The sequence below is a fragment of the Streptomyces sp. C1-1 genome (genome assembly GCF_050214755.1).
Taxonomy (GTDB): domain Bacteria; phylum Actinomycetota; class Actinomycetes; order Streptomycetales; family Streptomycetaceae; genus Streptomyces.
The window spans coordinates 6913266-6931196 of the sequence record NZ_CP189826.1 but is presented as its reverse complement, the minus strand read 5'-3'; the positions used below and the strand labels follow the sequence as shown (position 1 = coordinate 6931196).

At 71.7% G+C, this 17931-nt stretch carries 18 protein-coding genes and 1 pseudogene; 9 read left to right on the top strand and 10 right to left on the bottom strand.

From position 1 onward, the window contains the following. Positions 1-47: 47 nt before the first annotated feature. Complete coding sequence (locus ACQF4J_RS31540; RefSeq protein WP_427168649.1) at positions 48-1292, bottom strand: RNA-guided endonuclease InsQ/TnpB family protein; 1245 nt, start codon at positions 1290-1292, stop codon at positions 48-50. 27 nt (positions 1293-1319) lie between these two features. Here ACQF4J_RS31540 and tnpA point away from each other — a divergent pair. The 3 genes and pseudogenes from tnpA (at position 1320) to eda (ending at position 3309) form a co-directional block, all read left to right on the top strand. Further along, a pseudogene (tnpA, locus tag ACQF4J_RS31535) lies at positions 1320-1736 on the top strand (IS200/IS605 family transposase). An 87-nt stretch (positions 1737-1823) separates the two neighbouring features. After that, positions 1824-2606, top strand: a complete 783-nt coding sequence (gene yaaA, locus ACQF4J_RS31530; RefSeq protein ID WP_427167331.1) for a peroxide stress protein YaaA — start codon at positions 1824-1826, stop codon at positions 2604-2606. Positions 2607-2685: 79 nt separating this feature from the next. Next, on the top strand, positions 2686-3309 hold the full coding sequence (eda, locus tag ACQF4J_RS31525; protein ID WP_351577839.1) for a bifunctional 4-hydroxy-2-oxoglutarate aldolase/2-dehydro-3-deoxy-phosphogluconate aldolase: 624 nt from the start codon (positions 2686-2688) through the stop codon (positions 3307-3309). A 21-nt stretch (positions 3310-3330) separates the two neighbouring features. Here the strand turns inward: eda and ACQF4J_RS31520 are convergent, their stop codons facing one another. The 3 genes from ACQF4J_RS31520 to ACQF4J_RS31510 are packed head-to-tail and all read right to left on the bottom strand — an operon-like array spanning position 3331 to position 6168. After that, positions 3331-4566, bottom strand: a complete 1236-nt coding sequence (locus tag ACQF4J_RS31520; RefSeq protein WP_351799719.1) for a bifunctional RNase H/acid phosphatase — start codon at positions 4564-4566, stop codon at positions 3331-3333. A gap of 22 nt (positions 4567-4588) precedes the next feature. Further along, positions 4589-5332, bottom strand: coding sequence for a zinc ribbon domain-containing protein (locus ACQF4J_RS31515; protein ID WP_351577887.1), 744 nt, complete (start codon positions 5330-5332; stop codon positions 4589-4591). After that, complete coding sequence (locus ACQF4J_RS31510) at positions 5329-6168, bottom strand: Nif3-like dinuclear metal center hexameric protein (RefSeq protein ID WP_351577861.1); 840 nt, start codon at positions 6166-6168, stop codon at positions 5329-5331. The genes ACQF4J_RS31515 and ACQF4J_RS31510 overlap by 4 nt, the downstream gene beginning before the upstream one ends. A gap of 221 nt (positions 6169-6389) precedes the next feature. Here ACQF4J_RS31510 and ACQF4J_RS31505 point away from each other — a divergent pair, with 221 nt between their 5' ends. Together ACQF4J_RS31505 and ACQF4J_RS31500 are read left to right on the top strand one after the other, a co-directional pair. Further along, positions 6390-7589 carry a hypothetical protein gene (locus ACQF4J_RS31505; protein WP_351577864.1) on the top strand — a complete coding sequence of 400 codons (1200 nt, stop codon included), beginning with the start codon at positions 6390-6392 and terminating at the stop codon, positions 7587-7589. A 96-nt stretch (positions 7590-7685) separates the two neighbouring features. Next, positions 7686-7841, top strand: coding sequence for a hypothetical protein (locus ACQF4J_RS31500; RefSeq protein ID WP_351577867.1), 156 nt, complete (start codon positions 7686-7688; stop codon positions 7839-7841). An 87-nt stretch (positions 7842-7928) separates the two neighbouring features. On the opposite strand, the gene ACQF4J_RS31495 is transcribed toward ACQF4J_RS31500, so the two are convergent. From ACQF4J_RS31495 to ACQF4J_RS31485, 3 genes are read right to left on the bottom strand one after another with little or no spacing between them, the layout of a single operon-like run. Continuing rightward, the gene (locus ACQF4J_RS31495) at positions 7929-8867 is read right to left on the bottom strand and encodes a 3-oxoacyl-ACP reductase (RefSeq protein ID WP_351578300.1); all 939 of its coding nucleotides are present in this window, start codon (positions 8865-8867) and stop codon (positions 7929-7931) included. Positions 8868-8879: 12 nt separating this feature from the next. After that, the gene (locus ACQF4J_RS31490; RefSeq protein WP_427167329.1) at positions 8880-9956 is read right to left on the bottom strand and encodes a Zn-dependent alcohol dehydrogenase; all 1077 of its coding nucleotides are present in this window, start codon (positions 9954-9956) and stop codon (positions 8880-8882) included. Between the two features lie 29 nt (positions 9957-9985). Beyond that, positions 9986-10843 (bottom strand): MaoC/PaaZ C-terminal domain-containing protein, encoded by an 858-nt coding sequence (locus ACQF4J_RS31485; protein ID WP_351578294.1) that lies wholly within the window; start codon positions 10841-10843, stop codon positions 9986-9988. Between the two features lie 264 nt (positions 10844-11107). On the opposite strand from ACQF4J_RS31485, the gene ACQF4J_RS31480 reads away from it, so the two are divergent. From ACQF4J_RS31480 to ACQF4J_RS31470, 3 genes are read left to right on the top strand one after another with little or no spacing between them, the layout of a single operon-like run. Continuing rightward, positions 11108-12106: an ABC transporter ATP-binding protein gene (locus ACQF4J_RS31480; protein WP_351578291.1), complete on the top strand. Its 999-nt coding sequence runs from the start codon at positions 11108-11110 to the stop codon at positions 12104-12106. Further along, a complete protein-coding gene (locus tag ACQF4J_RS31475) occupies positions 12106-12822 on the top strand; it encodes an ABC transporter permease (RefSeq protein WP_427167328.1) in 717 nt (238 codons plus the stop codon). The genes ACQF4J_RS31480 and ACQF4J_RS31475 overlap by 1 nt, the downstream gene beginning before the upstream one ends. A 16-nt stretch (positions 12823-12838) precedes the next feature. Then, the gene (locus ACQF4J_RS31470) at positions 12839-14110 is read left to right on the top strand and encodes a sensor histidine kinase (protein ID WP_351578288.1); all 1272 of its coding nucleotides are present in this window, start codon (positions 12839-12841) and stop codon (positions 14108-14110) included. Here the strand turns inward: ACQF4J_RS31470 and ACQF4J_RS31465 are convergent. Next, on the bottom strand, positions 14088-15629 hold the full coding sequence (locus ACQF4J_RS31465; protein ID WP_427167327.1) for an alpha-L-arabinofuranosidase B: 1542 nt from the start codon (positions 15627-15629) through the stop codon (positions 14088-14090). The genes ACQF4J_RS31470 and ACQF4J_RS31465 overlap by 23 nt on opposite strands. A gap of 251 nt (positions 15630-15880) precedes the next feature. On the opposite strand from ACQF4J_RS31465, the gene ACQF4J_RS31460 reads away from it, so the two are divergent. Further along, complete coding sequence (locus ACQF4J_RS31460; protein ID WP_351578306.1) at positions 15881-16513, top strand: response regulator transcription factor; 633 nt, start codon at positions 15881-15883, stop codon at positions 16511-16513. 5 nt (positions 16514-16518) lie between these two features. Here the strand turns inward: ACQF4J_RS31460 and ACQF4J_RS31455 are convergent, their stop codons facing one another. Together ACQF4J_RS31455 and ACQF4J_RS31450 are read right to left on the bottom strand one after the other, a co-directional pair. Next, positions 16519-17316 carry a hypothetical protein gene (locus ACQF4J_RS31455; protein WP_351578283.1) on the bottom strand — a complete coding sequence of 266 codons (798 nt, stop codon included), beginning with the start codon at positions 17314-17316 and terminating at the stop codon, positions 16519-16521. Positions 17317-17345: 29 nt separating this feature from the next. Continuing rightward, complete coding sequence (locus ACQF4J_RS31450) at positions 17346-17885, bottom strand: SigE family RNA polymerase sigma factor (protein ID WP_351578280.1); 540 nt, start codon at positions 17883-17885, stop codon at positions 17346-17348. Positions 17886-17931 lie beyond the last annotated feature (46 nt).

Sequence of the window (17931 nt, the reverse complement as noted above, 5' to 3'; positions counted from 1 at the left end):
GGCGCCGTTACGCTGTGCGGGAGCTCAACCTTGACGTGCTCCCTGACCTAAAGTCCAGGGATTCCGGCCTGGGTCGTCTGACCCTTCCGGGGGCTTCCTGCTTCATCGCGCTGCGCGGGCACGGGTGCCCGTCTTACCGGCGCTCCACAGGCGTTTAGCGTCTCCGCCCGTCCGGCGGCGACGATTCGGCGTCCTTCGAAGAGGACGTTGCGGGCTGCGTTGTGGTCGCGGTCGTGTACCGTGCCGCACTCGCCGCAGGTCCACGCACGGACGGGCAGGGGCTTGGGGCCGTCCCGGAATCCGCAAGCCGAGCAGACCTGCGAGGACGGGAAGGCGCGATCCACCTTGGCGAAGGTGCGGCCGTGCAGAGCCGCCTTGTACTGAAGCATTCCCACGAACGCGGACCATCCCGCGTCGTGCACGGACTTGGCGAGCCGGGTGCGGCTGAGGCCGGACACCGCGAGGTCTTCCACGTACACCGCTTGGTTGTCGCGAATGATCTGTGTGGATGCCTTGTGGTGCCAGTCCCTGCGCCGGTCGGCGACCTTGGCGTGCTGGCGTGCGACCTTGATCCGGGCCTTGGCCCGGTTCTTCGATCCCCTGGCCTTGCGGGACAGCTCCCGCTGAAGGCGCTTGAGCTTCTTCTCGGCCCGGCGCAGGAAGCGCGGGCTGTCGATCTTCTGCCCGTTGGACAGGACCGCGAAGGCGGACAGGCCGAGGTCGATACCGGCGTCGATTTCCAGCCGGGGGAGGAGATCCGGGTCCGTGTCGACGACGAAGCTGAGGAAGTACCGGCCGGAGCTGTCTTTGGTGACGGTGAGGGAGGTCGGGGCGGCTGGAAGTCGGCGGGACCATTTGACCTTGAGGTTGCCTACCTTGGCCACATACACCGTGCCGTTCTCCTGGAGGCAGAAGGCGTTGGTGTTGAGGCGGATCGACTGCCGGGTGTCCTTCTTCGACTTGTAGCGGGGAGGGCCGACCTTGCGCCCCCGCCGCTTGCCCGTGAGGCTGTCGAAAAAGTTCTTGTAGGCGGCGTCGAGGTCCCGAAGGGACTGTTGCAGGACGACGGCTGAGACGTCGGCGAGCCAGGCCCGCTCGGCGGTGCGCTTGGCCTGGGTGATGCGAAGCCGGGACAAGTCGGCCGACGTCACGTACGGCAGCCCGGCCGCGTGCGCTTGTTTCCGGTCGCGCAGGCAGTCGTTCCACACCACGCGGGCGCAGCCGAACGCACTGGCCAGCGCACGGCGCTGCGCGGCGTCGGGGTAGACCCGGTAGTTGTAGCGGAGCTGCACGACCATGATCCTATGACGATTGGTGTCATGGATGGACAGAACGACTACAGGCGGGGCAGGCACGTTGTTTCGGCGATGCACGGTGCATTTGGTCTTCGTGACGAAGTACCGGCGCGGGGTGTTCAACGACGAGATGCTGACACGCTGCGAAGAGATCATGCGCAAGGTCTGCGAGGACTTCGAGGCGGAACTGAAGGAGTTCAACGGCGAACGCGATCACGTCCACCTGCTGATCAACTACCCGCCGAAGGTCGCCGTCTCCAAGCTGGTCAACAGCCTCAAAGGCGTCTCCGCCCGCCGGATACGGCAGAGTTCACCGGCCGGATCAACCGCGCCATCACGCAGGGGCACCTGTGGTCGCCCTCATACTTCTCCGCATCGTGCGGCGGAGCACCGTTGGCGATCGTCCGCCAGTACATCGAGCAGCAAAAACGTCCGCTCTAACCTGCACGTCAGAGCAGTCTTAAAATGCATTCATCCCCGGCGTGAACGCCGGGGCTTTCTGCAACAGTCCCGGTAGGGAGATCTTCCGTGCTTGTCCTGCTGCCGCCCTCCGAAGGCAAGGCGTCCTCCGGCCGTGGCGCTCCGCTGAAGCTGGAGTCATTGTCCCTGCCAGGGCTGACGGAGGCCCGTGCGGCCGTGCTCGGGGAGCTGGTCGAGCTGTGCGCCGGGGACGAGGACAAGGCGCGCGAGGTGCTCGGGCTGAGTGAGGGGCTGCGGGGCGAGGTCGCGAAGAACGCCGGGCTGCCGACGGCCGGGGCGCGGCCCGCCGGGGAGATCTACACGGGGGTGCTGTACGACGCCCTGGACCTCGCCTCCCTCGACGCCGCCGCGAAGAAGCGGGCCGCCCGGTCGCTGCTCGTCTTCTCCGGGCTGTGGGGTGCCGTCCGGGTGACCGACCGGATTCCCTCCTATCGGTGCTCGATGGGGGTGAAGCTGCCCGGTCTCGGTGCGCTCGGCGCGCACTGGCGGACGCCCATGGCGACCGTGCTGCCCGAGGCCGCCGGCGACGGGCTCGTCCTCGATCTGCGGTCCTCCGCCTACGCGGCCGCCTGGAAGCCGAAGGGCGGGGTCGCCGGGCGGACGGCGAGCGTGCGGGTGCTGCACGCGCCGACGCGGAAGGTGGTCAGCCACTTCAACAAGGCGACGAAGGGGCGGATCGTACGGAGCCTGCTGGCGGCCGGGGTCGCGCCGAAGGACCCGGCTGGGCTGGTCGAGGCGTTGCGGGACCTCGGGTACGTGGTGGAGGTCGAGCCTCCGAAGGGTGCCGGGAAGGCGTGGATGCTCGACGTGCTGGTGGACGAGGTGCACTGAGCGGACCCGCCCCCGCGAGCACGTTGCAGCATGTGCAATGAGCTTTGCGCAGGATGCACGGCGCGGGCACGATGTCGGCATGGTCTCGTCGTTGCTCGATCTCGCCCCCGTCGTGCCCGTCGTCGTCATCGAGGACGCGGCGGACGCCGTACCGCTCGCGCGGGCGCTCGTCGCGGGCGGGCTGCCCGCCGTCGAGGTGACGCTGCGGACGCCGGCCGCGCCGGCCGCGATCCGGGCGATCGCCGCCGAGGTGCCGGACGCGGTGGTCGGGGCGGGGACCGTGATCACTCCGGAGCAGGTGCGGGAGTCGGTCGCGGCCGGGGCGCGGTTTCTGGTGAGCCCGGGATGGACGGACGTACTGCTGGAGGCGATGCGGGCGTCCGGGGTGCCGTTCCTGCCGGGGGTGTCGACCACGTCGGAGGTCGTGGCACTGCTCGAACGCGGGGTGCGGGAGATGAAGTTCTTCCCGGCACAGGCGGCGGGCGGTACGGCGTATCTGCGGTCGCTGGCGGGCCCGCTGCCGCAGGCCCGGTTCTGTCCGACCGGCGGGATCGGGCCCGGCGACGCCCCCGACTATCTGGCGTTGCCCAACGTCGGCTGCGTGGGCGGCAGTTGGATGCTCCCCGCGGATGCCGTCGCCGCCCGCGACTGGGGGCGCGTCGAGGCGCTGGCCCGCGAGGCGGCGGGGCTACGGAGCGTGTGACGCGGCCCGCCCGCGAGGGCTTCAGCGCAGGTGGGACGTGTCGTTGAAGAGCCGTACGCTCGCGTTGCCGTCCGCGTAGTACGCCACCGCCGACAGGGAAGCGGCCGAGAGTTCCATGCGGAACAGAGCCTCCGGCGGGGCACCCAGGGCGAGTTGGACGAACGTCTTGATGGGCGTGACGTGGGAGACGAGCAGGACGGTGCGGCCCGCGTAGGCCGCGACCAGCTTGTCGCGGGCCGCGGCGATACGGGTCGCCGTCGCCGCGAAGCTCTCGCCGCCGCCGGAGGGTTCGACCGTGGGGTCGGCGAGCCATCTGGTCAGGTCGTCCGGGTAGCGCTCGCGGACCTCGGCGAACGTCAGGCCCTCCCAGGCGCCGAAGTCCGTCTCCCTGATCTCGTCCTCGACGCTCACCTCCAGGCCGAGGTGCCGGGCGACGACGGCGGCCGTCTCGCGGGTACGGGCGAGGGGGGACGCGACGATCGCCTGGACCGTCCCTCGGCGGGCCAGCGCGGCGCCGACCCGTTCGGCCTGCTCCCGTCCGACCTCGGACAGCGCGGGGTTCGTACCGCCGCTTCCCGAGAACCGCTTCTGCGGGGTCAGCGGCGTCTCACCGTGCCGCAGCAGTACGAAGGTGGCGGGGGCGCCCATGTCCGCGGGAGCCCAGCCCGGGGCGGCGACGGCGTTCGCGGCCCGCGCGTCGGCCTCGGCCTTCGCGGCGCCGTCGGCCCCCGCCCCGTCAGCGACAGCGGCTCCGCCGCCCAGACTCTCCGCCGCTCCGCGACGGGAAGCCGGAGTGACCCGGCGAGCAGACAGTTCGGCCGTCGACTCCGCCGCCGACCACTGCTCCCCCCGACTCCCGGCATCCATCGCCTCATTCGCCAGCCGATCCGCGTGCTTGTTCCGCTCCCGCGGTATCCACTCGTACGTGACACGCTCCGCGGGAAACACCCGTGCCGCCTCCGTCGCCAGCGGCTTCAGGTCCGGGTGCTTGATCTTCCAGCGGCCCGACATCTGCTCGACGACCAGCTTGGAGTCCATACGGACGTGCACGGTCGCGGCGGGGTCGAGCCCATGGGCCGCCCGCAGCCCGGCCAGCAGCCCCCGGTACTCGGCGACGTTGTTCGTGGCGACGCCGATGTACTCGGCCGCCTCCACCAGCGTCTCCCCCGTCGCCGCGTCCAGCACGACCGCTCCGTAGCCCGCGGGGCCCGGGTTGCCCCGCGACCCGCCGTCGGCTTCGACGATGAACTCCCGCACCGCACAGGCTCCTTGAGGACGTCTACAGGCCGGACTCGGATGTGCGCACCAGGATGCGGCGGCAGTTCTCGCAGCGCACCACCGTGTCGGGGGCCGCCGCGCGGACGTCGTTGAAGTCGGTGATGGACAGCTCCTGGCGGCAGCCCTGGCAGGTGCGCTGGTACAGCTTGGCCGCGCCGATGCCGCCCTGCTGCTCGCGCAGCTTGTCGTAGAGCTTGAGCAGGTCCGCGGGGATGGTGCCGGCGATGACCTCGCGTTCCTTGGTCACCGTGGCGACCTCGCCGTCGATCTCCTCGAGGGCCGCGTCCCGGCGCGCGGTGGCGTCGTCGATCTTCGACTGGACGGAGGAGACCCGGGCGGTCAGCTCGCGCACCCGCTCCTGCACGGACTCGATGCGCTCCATGACCTCCAGGACGACGTCCTCGAGGTCGCCCTGGCGCTTGGCGAGGGAGGCGATCTCGCGCTGGAGGTTCTCCAGGTCCTTGGGGGAGGTGACCGCGCCGGAGTCCAGGCGCTGCTGGTCGCGGGCGGCGCGCTGGCGCACCTGGTCCACGTCCTGCTCGGCCTTGGTCTGCTCGCGGGCGGTGTCGCTCTCCTCGGTCTGCGCGGCGACCAGGAGGTCGCGCAGCTGCGTGAGGTCCTTGGTCAGCGACTCGATCTCGGCGTGCTCGGGCAGCGACCTGCGCTTGTGCGCGAGCTGCTGCAGACGTACGTCGAGGTCCTGGACGTCGAGGAGTCGGATCTGGTCGGCGGGCGCGGCGTTCAGTTGGGGGCTCCAGGTGAAGGGGAGTGGCTGGTCCACGGGTCGGTGACCGTCTTGGAGACGTGGACGCGCAGGTCCCATCCGTGGCGGTCGGAGATTTCGTCGAGCTGGGTGGCGGCCAGCTCGCACCAGGGCCACTCGGTGGCCCAGTGCGCCGCGTCGAGCAGCGCGAGGGGGCTTTGGAGGACGGCCTCGGAGGCCGGGTGGTGGCGCAGGTCGGCGGTGAGGAAGGCGTCGACGCCCGCTGCGCGGACCTGGTCGAAGAGGCTGTCGCCGGAGCCGCCGCTGACGGCGACGGTGCGGATCGTGGCCTCGGGGTCGCCGGCGACGCGGATGCCCTGCGCGGTGGCGGGCAGGCGCTCGGCGGCCCGGGCGGCGAGTTCGCGCAGCGGCAGCGGGTGGTCCAGTTCGCAGATGCGGCCGAGGCCCCGGCGGCCGTGCGGATCGCTCGCGTCCGGCACGAGCGGTCGTACGACACGGAGGTCGAGGGCGCCGGCGAGGGCGTCGGAGACGCCCGGGTCGGCAGTGTCGGCGTTGGTGTGGGCGACGTGCAGCGCGATGTCGTTCTTGATGAGGGTGTGCACGACGCGGCCCTTGAAGTGGGTCGCCGCCACCGTCGTCGTACCGCGGAGGTAGAGCGGGTGGTGGGTGACGAGCAGGCCGGCGCCGAGCTTGACCGCCTCGTCGACGATCTCCTGGACCGGGTCGACGGCGAACAGGACCCGGGTGACCTCCTGGCCGGGGTCGCCCACGACGGTGCCGACCGCGTCCCAGGACTCGGCCCGCTCGGCGGGCCACAGGTCGTCCAGCGCGGCGATGACTTCAGACAGACGGGGCACGGACAGAAGGCTACCTGCCTGATCCGTGCCGCTGAACCGATGTCCGCGGCCGGTCGCGCACGGTTCCGGTGACCGGGACGGTCGGCGGCCACCCCCAGCACAGCGGTCCCCCTTCCCTCAGGCGAATCGTTCCTCTACCACCCGTATGCGTGAAGCAGGAGCCTCGTGGCCCCCCGTGTGTGCGTGTGAAAACTAGCTTCGTGACCGGAGGTGACCAGACGATGACGGCCTGTGCGTTCGAGCCCGAGGCTGCTCCCGGGGACGGTGCTCCGGCGGTGGGCTGCTCCATCACCGCGGACGGCGCCTACGCCGCCCGCCTCGCCCTGGACGGCGACTGCTGGTTCCCGGAGCGCTGGACGCTGGACGGCCCCGAGCCGTACGCGGTGCCGCTGCCCGGCAACCAGCCGGAGGAGCCCGGCACGGAGGTGCAGCCGATGGGCGACGGGCGGGTGCTGATCCGCCGGCCCACGGACGGGCGGCACGTCTTCTCCCTGCTGTATCCGACCGGCCCCGGCACCGGCGAGGTGTTCCTCGGCGCGGTCGAGTGCCCGGACGAGGACGCTCCGCTGCGGCTGCTGCCCCCGGCGCCGGGCGGCGAGAAGGCGTACGCCCTGGCGGTGGGCCGGCGTGCCAGCACGCTGTGGCTGGTGGCGGGCGGGGCCTTCGGGCCGGAGCCCCTGACGGAGATCCCGGGGCGCTGCTCGGGCGGGGTGTGGCTGGACCACGCGGGCCGGATGCTGGCGCTGGACCGGGAGGTCGGCGGGCGCACGAAGACGGTCGTGGTGGACCTGGGGCGGGGCGGCGAGGTGTCTCCCTTCCTGCAGATCACCGACGGCAGCAACGACCGGCTGCTGCTGGCCGACCCGGACAGCGGGCTGGTGCTGCTCCGCTCGGACGCGCCGTCGCCGGGCGAGGACCGGCTGGGCTGGGGGGTGCTGGGCAGCACGCTTCCGGTGCGGTTCCCGGAGTGTCTGCGGGTGCCGGACTGCTCGGTGACGCCGTTCGCGATCCAGCCGGGGCTCGTGCTGATGCCGGAGAGCTGTGCGGTGGCGCTGCGCGTGGACGGGCCGATGGGCGGCTGGGTGGGGCTGTGGCGGCCGGACCGGCGGCAGGTGCACCATTTCCCGGCGCCGGCCGGCTGGTTGGCCGGGGCGGGGCTGTGGACCAGGGACGGGGTGCTGCAACTGCCGTGCGCGACGGCCGAGACGCCGTGCGGTCTGGCGCGGATGGCGGCGCCCCCGGGGGAAGCGGGGGAAGCGGTTCCGGAGGGTTCGGGAGAGGACGGTACGGCCGTGCGGACGGTGTCGGGGGCCGCTCCTGCGACGGCGGACGAACCGTCACAACCGGACCCTTCGGAACCGGTCGTGGCCCGTCCGGTGCCGTTGCGGGAAGCCCCCTTGGGACGTCTTGTAACGAACTAGTGCCGATGGGCGTGGCCGCCTGGATCCGGGTGGTGGGGTGCTGGTTAGACTCGCCGGGCTGTTCGAAAGATCATGTTGACGGGGTGAATCCTTCCGATGAGCGACGCACGCACCATGCAGCCGCTGTCCACCGAGGCCCAGGAGGACGCCGGTCACGGCCGTCACCGGGGTCCGAACTCGGCCCAGGACGGTGACTCGGCCCCTCGTGGCCGGCACCGCAAGCCGGCCGAGGACACCGAGGCAGCTGCCTGAGGGTACGCAGGGAAGGGCCCGCACACCGGCCGGTGTGCGGGCCCTTCCGCGTGTCCACGTCCGCTCGACGTCGGCTTCAGGTCGGCTCTACGTCCGCTTCAGGCCGAGCACCTCCGCCGCGGCGAACGTCTCCCCCTCGGGCCGCCCGGCGTAGTGCGCGGTGAGTACGGCGTCCAGCTCGTCGTAGGTGAAGGTGTCCTGCTTGCTGTCGAACTTGGCCCGCACGCGCGGCCGGTCCACGACCGCGACCATGCCGCCGTGCACGACGAAGAGCTGGCCGTTGGCGCGGGCCGCGGCGGGTGAGGCGAGGTAGCCCACCAGCGGGGCGACGTGCTCGGGAGCGAGCGGGTCGAGGCCGTCGGCGGGCTGCTCGAACCCGGCGAAGACGTCCTCGGTCATCCGGGTGCGGGCGCGCGGGCAGATGGCGTTGGCCGTGACCCCGTACTTGGCGAGGGCAAGGGCCGTGGAGGTGGTCAGGCCGACGATTCCGCCCTTGGCCGCCGCGTAGTTGGGCTGGCCCGCGGAGCCCGCGAGGAACGCCTCCGAGGAGGTGTTCACGATCCGGCCGTAGACCGGGCCGCCCGCCGCCTTGGAGCGCTCGCGCCAGTGGACGGCGGCGAAGTGGGTCGTGTTGAAGTGGCCCTTGAGGTGGACCCTGATCACCGAGTCCCACTCGCCCTCGGTCATGGAGAAGACCATGCGGTCGCGCAGGATGCCCGCGTTGTTGACCAGGATGTCCAGCTTGCCGAACTCCTCGATGGCCAACTCCACGAGCTGGCGGGCCTGTTGGAAGTCGGCCACGTCCCCGGTGTGGGCGGTGGCCCGGCCGCCGGCGGCGCGGATCTCGGCGGCGACCTCCTCGGCGGGGCCCGCGGAGGCCTCCCCGGAGCCGTCCCGGCCCGGTTGGCCGTAGTCGTTGACGACGACGGCCGCGCCGAGCCGGGCGAGTTCGAGCGCCTCGGCGCGGCCCAGGCCCCGGCCCGCGCCGGTGACGACGGCCGACAGTCCTTCCAGTGGCAGTGACATCCGCGGCGCCCCTCAGATCTCGATGCAGGTGCGCAGGGCGGTGCCGGTGCGCATCTGGTCCAGCGCCTCGTTGATCTCGGTCAGCGGCACCCGGTGCGTGATCAGGCCGTTCAGGTCGATGCGGCCCGCCCGCCACAGGGCGATGGTGCGCTCGTAGGAGCGCAGGACGTCGCCGCCGCCGTACATCGACGGCAGGATGCGCTTCTCGTCGAAGAACAGCTCGAACATGTTGAGCTGGAGGAAGTCGTCCATGGCGCCCGCGCCGACGACGACGAGGGTGCCGCCGCGCCGGGTGTTGTCGTACGCCGTCCGGGCGGTGGCCGACTTGCCGACGACCTCGAAGACATAGTCGAAGCCCTCCCCGGCGGTCACCTGCTGCTTGGCGTCGCCCAGTTCGTCCGGTGAGACGGCCTTGGTGGCGCCGAACCCGAGGGCCGACTCGCGACGCGCGGCCACCGGGTCGACGGCGACGATCTCAGCCGCGCCCTTCAGCCGCGCGCCCTGGATCGCCGAGATGCCGACACCGCCGCAGCCGATGACGGCGACCGACGAACCGGCCTCCACGTCGGCGGTGTTGAGGGCGGCCCCGAGCCCGGTGGTCACCCCGCAGCCGATCAGCGCCGCGATGTCGAAGGGCACGTCCTCCGGGATCGGCACCGCGCAGCCCGCGTCGACGACGACCTCCTCGGCGAAGGTGCCGGTGCCGGCGAAGCCGAAGACATCGCCGCCGGGGCGGCGGAAGTTGGGGGTGCCGGCGTTCATGAACCCGGCCAGGCACAGCTCGGTCTGGCCGCGCTTGCAGGCGGGGCAGGCGCCGCAGGCCGGCAGCCAGCACACGACCACCCGGTCGCCCGCCTTCAAGTGGGTGACCCCGTCGCCGACTTCTAGGATCTCCCCCGCCCCCTCGTGTCCGGGCACGAACGGCGCGGGCTGCGGCAGCACCCCGCTCATCGCGGACAGGTCCGAGTGGCACAGCCCGGTCGCCCGGACCCGGATGCGCACCTTGCCGGGCCCGAATCCCACGGCCTCGACGTCGTCGAGGACCTCCAGCTTGTCCTGGCCGATCTCCTGCAGTACGGCTGCGCGCATCGTGCGGCTCCCCTCAACTGCTGTCTGTGTTAACCGTGTTCGACGACCGTGTCGGCGAGGACCGGTGCGTCGTCCCGCTCCACCGCGCTGACGGCGACCGTGGTGGACCGAGGCGTGTGCCACATGCGCATCCGCAGCGTCTCCCCCGGGTACACCACGCCCGCGAACCGGGTGGAGTACGAGCGCACCCGGCTCACGTCCCCGCCGAGCAGGGTGTCGACGACCGCCTTGAGCGTCATGCCGTAGGTGCACAGGCCGTGCAGGATGGGCCGGTCGAACCCGGCGAGCTTGGCGAACTCGGGGTCGGCGTGCAGCGGGTTGTAGTCGCCCGAGAGGCGGTAGAGCAGGGCCTGGTCCTCGCGGACGGTGCGTTCGACGATGCGGTCGGGTTCGCCGACGGGAGGTTCCAGGCGGGTGGAGGGGCCGCGGTCGCCGCCCCAGCCGCCCTCCCCTCGTACGTAGATCTGGGCGTCGTTGGTCCACAGCGGGCCGTCGGCGTCGGCGACCTCCGTACGCATGACCAGGACGGCCGCCTTGCCCTTGTCGTGGACGGCGGCGATGCGGCCGGTGGCAGTGGCGGTGCCCCGCGCCGGAAGGGGGCGGTGGATGGTCAGCGACTGGCCGCCGTGCAGGACCTTGGCCAGGTCGACGTCCACGCCCGGCATGGACAGACCGCTGATCACGCCGGGGGAACCGGCACCCGCGACGGTGGCGAAGCTCGGCAGGACGTGCAGCCGGGACTCCAGGGTGTAGCGCAGCTCGTCGGGGTCGGTGGCCGGGATGCCGGCGCCGATGCCGAGGTGGTAGAGCTGGACGTCCTTGTGGTCCCAGGTGATCTCGCCGGACCGGGGTTCGGCGGCGAGGGCCTTCGCTGCGTCGATGGGCATACGGCTCCTGGTGGATCGAGTGGCTCAAGACCTCGGCGCGGCCGTCCGCACCGTCGGCCGCGACCGAGGTCGTCACGGTGACCGATCTAGAACGCGTTCCAGTCCGGCGCCCTCTGTATAGCCCAGGGCTCGTCACTTGTGAAGGCTCCTGACGCCGTGTCAGGTCCGTTCGGGGTGCGCCGGACCGGCCGTGACATTTGTCCTGCCCAGGTCCGTACAAGCGCATCTGCCGGACCGGGGCGCGGACTTCGTAGCGTCGTAGCCATGACACAGACGGAATGCGCCGCCGTGTCCTTCACGGGGGCGGTCAAGAAGTTCGGCGCCGTGCGCGCCGTCGACGGCGTCGATCTGACCATCGCGCGAGGCGAGACGGTCGCCCTCCTGGGCCGCAACGGCGCCGGCAAGTCGACGACGATCTCCCTGCTGCTCGGCCTGAACGAGCCCGACGAGGGCACCGTCGAGCTGTTCGGGCGGCCCCCGAGCGCCGCGGTGCGTGCCGGGCGGGTCGGCGCCATGCTGCAGGAGGGCCGCGCGGTGCCCCGGGTCACCGTGCGCGAGCTGGTCGCCTTCGTCGCCGGACGCTATCCGGCGCCGATGCCGGTCGAGCGGGCGCTGCGGCTGGCCGGGATCACGGAGCTGGCCGGACGCCGCGTGGACCGGCTGTCCGGCGGCCAGACGCAGCGGGTCCGCTTCGCCGTCGCCCTCGCCGGAAACCCCGCCCTGATCGTGCTGGACGAGCCGACGGCCGCCCTGGACGTGGAGGCGCGGCACGCCTTCTGGGCGTCGATGCGGTCCTACGCGCGCCTCGGTCACACGGTGCTGTTCTCCACGCACCACCTCCAGGAGGCGGACGCCCACGCCGACCGCATCCTCGTCATCGACGGCGGCCGGATCGTCGCCGACGGCACGAGCGAGGAGCTGAAGCGGTCGGTGGGCGGTGGCCTGGTCGCCTTCGACCTCGCCGGAGGCGGCACCCGGGGGCTGGAGCGGCTGCCGGGCGTACGGTCGCTGGAGGTGCGCGGGGACCGCGCGCGGCTGCGGACGGACGATCCCGATGCCACGGTGGTGGCACTGGCGGGGCTGGGGGCGATACGGGGGCTGGAGGTGGCGCCGGCGTCCTTGGACGACGCGTTTCTTGCCCTGACCGCTGCTGGGGGCTCTGCCCCCAGACCTTCGTTCGGGCCTGAACGGGCCTCTTCCTCAAACTCCCCCAGACGGGCTGCATCGGCCCCCGAGGACACCGGCGTCAAGGAGGCCTCGTGATGTTCGACTACCTGCGTCTCGAAGTGCGTCGTACCCTCCGCGACGTCGGGTTCGTCGTCGGCGGGGTCGCCATGCCCGTGCTGATGTATCTGCTGTTCACCAACCTCGGCGCGGACGACGGGAGTTACAAGACCGCGGCGATGGTGGGGATGGCGGGGTACGGGGCCGTCGGGTCCGCGCTCAACACCGGCGGCGGGGTCGCCGAGGACCGGGCGATCGGGTGGCTGCGGCAGCTGCGGGTGACGCCGATGACACCGCGGCAGGTCGTCGTCGGGCGGGCGCTGACCGGCTCGGTGACCGTGCTGCCGGCGATCGTGGCGGTGCTGGCGGCGGGCGGTCTGGTCAACGGGGTACGGCTGGCGGCCTGGCAGTGGGGCGCGATCGCGCTGCTGCTGTGGCTGGGCTCGCTGCCGTTCACACTGCTGGGCCTGGGCAACGGCTACCGGCTGACCGGACAGACCACCGGCGTGGCGAACACGGCCTGCAACCTGGGCCTGGCCGTCCTCGGCGGCCTGTGGTTCCCCGTCGCCCTCTTCCCGGGCTGGCTGCGCGCCCTGTCCGCGTACACGCCCACCTACCGGTTCGCCCAGCTGGGCACGTCGGTCGCGGACGGACACGCTCCGGCGCTCGGCTCGGTCTGTGTCCTGGGGGCTTGGCTGCTGGCGTTCGGTTCGTACGCTGTGCTGTCGTACCGGCGGTCCGGACGGACCGCCTGAACGGGGGACGAGGACCATGAAGTGGACGCGTGGGGTCGCTTGTCAGCTGCGGCAGTGGCGGGCGGCGCGGGAGCGGTGGCAGGCGGACATGCGGGCCTTCAAGGCCGCGCAGAAGGAAGCGCGCCGGACCGGCGCCGAGGTGCCCGAGCACCCGGGCCCGCCGCCGACCGCGTTCTCCCTGCTGCCGTGGCTGCTGATGGGGCTGGGCGCGTTCGCCAGCCTCTTCCAGGGCAAGACCCCCAACCCGTGGATCGGCGGTCTGGGGCTGCTCACCTTCAACTCGCTGTACATCTTCGTGGCGACGCGGGCGTTCGTGAAGGAGAAGCGGCAGGCGGTCTCCACACGGGTGGCGCTCGCCGTGATGGCCGCGATCACCTGCGGGCTGGCCGGCGGCTACGGTCACAACTGGCTGCTGTTCTTCCCCATGCTCGGCCTGGCCACGGGCGCGGCCCTGCGCGGTGAGCACCTGCGTTGGTCCGGCACCGGGGTCGCCCTGCTGGCCGGGGTGGTCTCCACCGCGCGCGACGGCTGGAACGGCCTGAACATCGCCTACGCCACCTTCATCTCGACCATGGTGACCGCGGCGATCCTCTCGCTGTCCGAGGCGGTACGGGAACTGCGCGCCGCCCGCGAGCAACTCGCCCACCAGGCCGTGGAGAAGGAGCGGCTGCGCTTCTCCCGCGACCTGCACGACCTGCTCGGCCACACCATGTCGGTGATCGTGGTGAAGTCGGAGGCCGCCCGCCGGCTGGCCCCGCGCGACCTGGACGCGGCACTGGCCCAGATCACCGACATCGAGTCCGTGGGCCGGCAGGCCCTCACCGAGATCCGGGAGGCCGTCACCGGCTACCGGGAGGGCAGCCTCGGCACCGAACTCGACCGCGCCCGCTCGGTGTTGGAGGCGGCCGACGTGGAGCCGGTGGTACGGCGTTCGGGTACGCCCCTCGCGCCGCAGACCGAGGTCCTGCTGGGCTGGGTGGTGCGGGAGGCCGTCACGAACGTCGTGCGGCACGCGGGCGCGACCCGCTGCGAGATCACCGTCGACGGCACCTCCGAGCAGGTCCGCCTGACGGTCGACGACGACGGCGGCGGCGAACCGGCCTTCCCTTCCTCCCCCGGGGTCGGCGGCACGGGCCTGAAGGGCCTGGCCGAGCGCCTCGCGGCGGCGGGCGGCTCCCTGCGGGCCGGCCCGTCGTCGCGAGGCGGCTTCACGGTCACCGCCGAGCTCCCCCTGGAGCCCGGCGACGCACCGCTCCCCGTGGCGGCTACGGCGCCCAGGGCGCGCTGACCACCCAGCTCACGTCGTCCGTCCAGGACGTGGCGCTGTCCCAGGTGTTGGAGCCTCCGTCACTCGCTATGTACGCGTTGAAGTTGTAGTGGCGGATGAACTTCGTCGGGTAGTTGTACGACGCGAACGACGTGCCCGTGCCGCTCTTGCCGGTCGTCGGACAGAACGTGGCGTCCTGTCTGTACTGGGTGGTGCCGGTCATCGGCTGCCGCAGCAGCTGGTAGTTGTAGTGGCGCAGGAAGTCGCCGGGATAGTTGCGCGACTCGAAGGAGACGCAGGAGGCGTCGGCGAGGCCGCGGCGGACGATCCAGGTGGCGTCGCTCTTGTCGAGGGCCGAACTGCTGGACGTGATCGAGGAGATGACGGCCGTGTTGTTCTGGTGGCGGATGTAGTCGCTGGTGCAGCAGGACGTGGTCGCCTTCAGCGAGATCTCCGAGCCGGGGGTGAGCGTCCCGGTGGAGCCGGTCGCGCCGCCGTAGCCGACGGAGACGATGTTGGCCTGGACGGAGTTGTCCGCGGCGTCCGTCGGGATGCCGGAGGTCATGACGCCCTCGAAGAAGGAGCCGATGGAGCCGTTGCTGTTGTCGCCGCCGGTGCCGAGGACGATGGCGCCCTCCTGGTGCATGGGCGAGTAACCGCCGGCGTTGGTGGGCTCACTGCCGGAATAGGTCGTGGTCAGCCCGCCGGATTGGGCGTTGCCCCATTTCAGTGCGAAATGGTCCTGGCCGTTGTTCTTCAATAGCGCGGTCACGAACGGCAGCGCGCCCGTACCGGTGTTGGAGGAGTTCGTGCTGTAGCCGAGGTTGGACTGGAACAGCCCGTTCTCCAGGTCCGCCTGCACCCACGGGCCCTGGCCGTAGCAGGGGGAGAACCAGCACTCGGTACCGAAGTTGATCGCGTCCATGTGGCCGTTGCCGGTGTCCTTGTTGTTCGTCTCGGCGTTGCCGTAGTCGAAGCAGCAGCTGCCGTTGACGTGGGTGCCGGACGTGACCATGTACATCCCCTCCGCGCCGCCGTTGGTGGCGACGCCCGAGGTGGAGTTGTCCCGGTAGCCCATGCCCGCCGAGATCTCCAGGCCGTAGACCTGATGGCCGCCGACGGTCACCGGAAGGGCGTCCGCGGGCGCGCCGACGTCGGCCGCCCCGGCGCCTCCCGCGCCCTCGACGGTCAGGTCGTTGTGGCGCGAGGACTGGTCGTAGATCTTGGTGATGATGCAGGTGGTGCCGGCGCAGAAGGTGTCCTGGGCCGCCGCGTTGGCGTACCCGCCGGCGGCCAGCAGCCCGATGTCCTTGGTGGCGCTGTCGGAGGCCCGCTGCACCTGGTAGAGGGAGCCGTTGTACGAGGAGTACAGCGCCCTCGCCAGGCTGTGCGCGGCGACACAGGGGGTGCCCGCGGCGGCGTAGACGTCGCAGGGCAGCGAACTCGCCGCCTGGGCCTGCGGAATGCCGACGGCGAGCGCGAGCACCGTGACGAGCGCCGACAGCGCTGCCAGGGCCGCGGTTCTGAGTCTGGGGAACACGGTGGAGCCTCCTTCACTGTCCGGTATACCGAACGGCGTTCGAAGCCAATCCCGGATTTCTTTCACCGATCGAAATGCCGAACAAATGCGGGTGGGAGTACGGAGACGGGAATTGCAAAGGCGAACTCTCAATGCAGAGGCGATTGTTGGGCCGCCGTCAGAAACCGTCAAGCCTTCCGGAACGGAACCATGCCGAGTCTTTAGGAGGTCCGGCCGGCCGGCCGCGCCCTTACTCTTGGCCCGTGGACGAGATGCCGCGGGAACACCGGCCGACCAAGAACGTGCGGGTGCTGCTCGCCGAGGACCAGGGGATGATGCGCGGCGCGCTCGCCCTGCTGCTGGGCCTGGAGGCCGACCTGGAGGTCGTCGCCCAGGTCGGCGCCGGTGACGCGATCGTGGACGCCGCGCTGACGCACCGCCCGGACGTGGCCCTGCTGGACATCGAACTGCCGGGCATGAGCGGCCTGGACGCGGCCGCCGAGCTGCGCGAGCAGGTACCGGACTGCCGGGTGCTGATCCTGACCACCTTCGGACGGCCCGGCTATCTGCGCCGCGCCATGGAGGCGGGAGCCGCCGGCTTCCTCGTGAAGGACGGCCCGGTGGAGGAGCTGGCCGCCGCGATCCGCCGGGTGCTGACCGGCGAGACCGTGATCGACCCCGCGCTGGCCGCCGCCGCGCTCAGCGCCGGGCCCAACCCCCTCACCGCCCGCGAGTGCGACGTGCTCAAGGCCTCGGCGGACGGCGCCACGGTCGCCGACATCGCGGCCAGGCTGCACCTGTCGGAGTCCACGGTCCGCAACTACCTCTCCTCGGCCATCGGCAAGACCGGCACCCGCAACCGCATGGAGGCGATGCGGGAGGCCCGTCAGCAGGGGTGGCTCTGAGGGGGCTACTGGTCCAGCCCCGTCACCCGCGCGTTCGCATAGGCCGTGCCCTTCGGCGCGACGCACACGAACCAGCGGTCCGGGGAGCCCTCGGCCGACCGGATGCCCTGCTTCAGCGAGCCGTCGGCCTCGCGGCCCGAGACCCGGTGCAGGACCGTGCTGGTGCCGTCCTTCCAGTCGCAGGTCACCTCCAGGGCGGTCCTCGCGATCCGGCCGACCACCAGACGCAGGGGCTTGGCCTGCGGCGACAGGCCCAGCCCGGCCGATTCCATGTCCGTACTCACGTTGACGTCCCGCTCGGGCAGGGAGTTCTCGATCACCACCGACGTGTCGCCCTGATAACTGCGCTGCACGAAGTAGGTGCGCTTGCCCACCAGATCGGCGGCCGTCCGCACGGACGCCGGCCACTCGCCCTTGTACTCGCCCATCGCCGTCAACTGGGCCTCCGCCTGCGCCTTGTCGCGCGGCGCGTCCCACATGTCGACGAACACCTGCCAGTCCTTGCCGTCCTCCGTACCGCTCGCCAGCTCCGTGCGGCGCGGCTCGGCGTGGAAGGCGTCCGGCGAGGGCGCCGACGACCGGGTGGCCGCCGGTTCGGCGCGCCCGCCGTCTCCGCCCGGCAGCCCCGCGAGAGCCACCGTCCCCGTCGTCCCGACGATCGCCAGCGCCGCCGCCGCGGCCACCGCCCACCTCCGGGCCCTGCGTCGCCGCCCGCCCCGGATGACCGCCTGGGTGGGGGCTATACCGACGTCGACGCCGTCCGCCACGTCGGCCAGCAGGAGGGCGATGTCCCTGTGCGTCATGTCCTGGTCCGGTTCCCGGTCCGCGCTCATCACTTACCGCCCCCGCTCGTCACCATCTCCGCCAGCCCCGGTATGGCACGCAGTTTCGCGATCCCCTTGGCCGCGTTGCTCTTCACCGCGCCGACGGAGCAGCCCATCGCCTGCGCCACCTGGGTCTCCGTCAGGTCCTCCCAGTACCTGAGGACCACCGCCTCCCGCTGCCGCGGCGGCAGTTGCGCCAGCGCCTTCAGCAGGACTCCGCGGTCGTCGGCCTGGGCGATGCGGTCACCGGTGTCGGCGACCTCGCGGACCAGGCCGGAGTCGTCCTTCGGCGCCAGGAACTCCCGCAGCTTCCTGCGGTGCCTGCGCGCGTGCGCGTTGATCATCACGCGCCGTACGTACGCCTCCGGGTCGTCCGCCGAGCCGACCCTGCGCCAGGCCACGTAGACCTGTTCGAGGGTCGACTGGGCCAGGTCCTCGGCGGCGTGTCGCTCCCCCGTGAGGAGAAATGCCGTCCGCACCAGCCGCGGCCATCGGCCGGTGACAAAGCTCTGGAACTCCGCGTCCCGAGCCTCCTTGCGATCCCCCATGGGCACCTCCTTGATGTCTGAAGGAGTCCATGAGCGGCCCGGACCG

Excerpts from the sequence above, each read along its gene's own strand:
- eda (WP_351577839.1), top strand. The coding sequence starts at position 2,686 with ATGGTCTCGTCGTTGCTCGATCTCGCCCCCGTCGTGCCCGTCGTCGTC.
- ACQF4J_RS31505 (WP_351577864.1), top strand. The coding sequence starts at position 6,390 with ATGACGGCCTGTGCGTTCGAGCCCGAGGCTGCTCCCGGGGACGGTGCT.
- ACQF4J_RS31500 (WP_351577867.1), top strand. The coding sequence starts at position 7,686 with ATGAGCGACGCACGCACCATGCAGCCGCTGTCCACCGAGGCCCAGGAG.
- ACQF4J_RS31495 (WP_351578300.1), bottom strand. The coding sequence starts at position 8,867 with ATGTCACTGCCACTGGAAGGACTGTCGGCCGTCGTCACCGGCGCGGGC.
- ACQF4J_RS31490 (WP_427167329.1), bottom strand. The coding sequence starts at position 9,956 with ATGCGCGCAGCCGTACTGCAGGAGATCGGCCAGGACAAGCTGGAGGTC.
- ACQF4J_RS31485 (WP_351578294.1), bottom strand. The coding sequence starts at position 10,843 with ATGCCCATCGACGCAGCGAAGGCCCTCGCCGCCGAACCCCGGTCCGGC.
- ACQF4J_RS31480 (WP_351578291.1), top strand. The coding sequence starts at position 11,108 with ATGACACAGACGGAATGCGCCGCCGTGTCCTTCACGGGGGCGGTCAAG.
- ACQF4J_RS31475 (WP_427167328.1), top strand. The coding sequence starts at position 12,106 with ATGTTCGACTACCTGCGTCTCGAAGTGCGTCGTACCCTCCGCGACGTC.
- ACQF4J_RS31470 (WP_351578288.1), top strand. The coding sequence starts at position 12,839 with ATGAAGTGGACGCGTGGGGTCGCTTGTCAGCTGCGGCAGTGGCGGGCG.
- ACQF4J_RS31460 (WP_351578306.1), top strand. The coding sequence starts at position 15,881 with ATGCCGCGGGAACACCGGCCGACCAAGAACGTGCGGGTGCTGCTCGCC.
- ACQF4J_RS31455 (WP_351578283.1), bottom strand. The coding sequence starts at position 17,316 with ATGACGCACAGGGACATCGCCCTCCTGCTGGCCGACGTGGCGGACGGC.
- ACQF4J_RS31450 (WP_351578280.1), bottom strand. The coding sequence starts at position 17,885 with ATGGGGGATCGCAAGGAGGCTCGGGACGCGGAGTTCCAGAGCTTTGTC.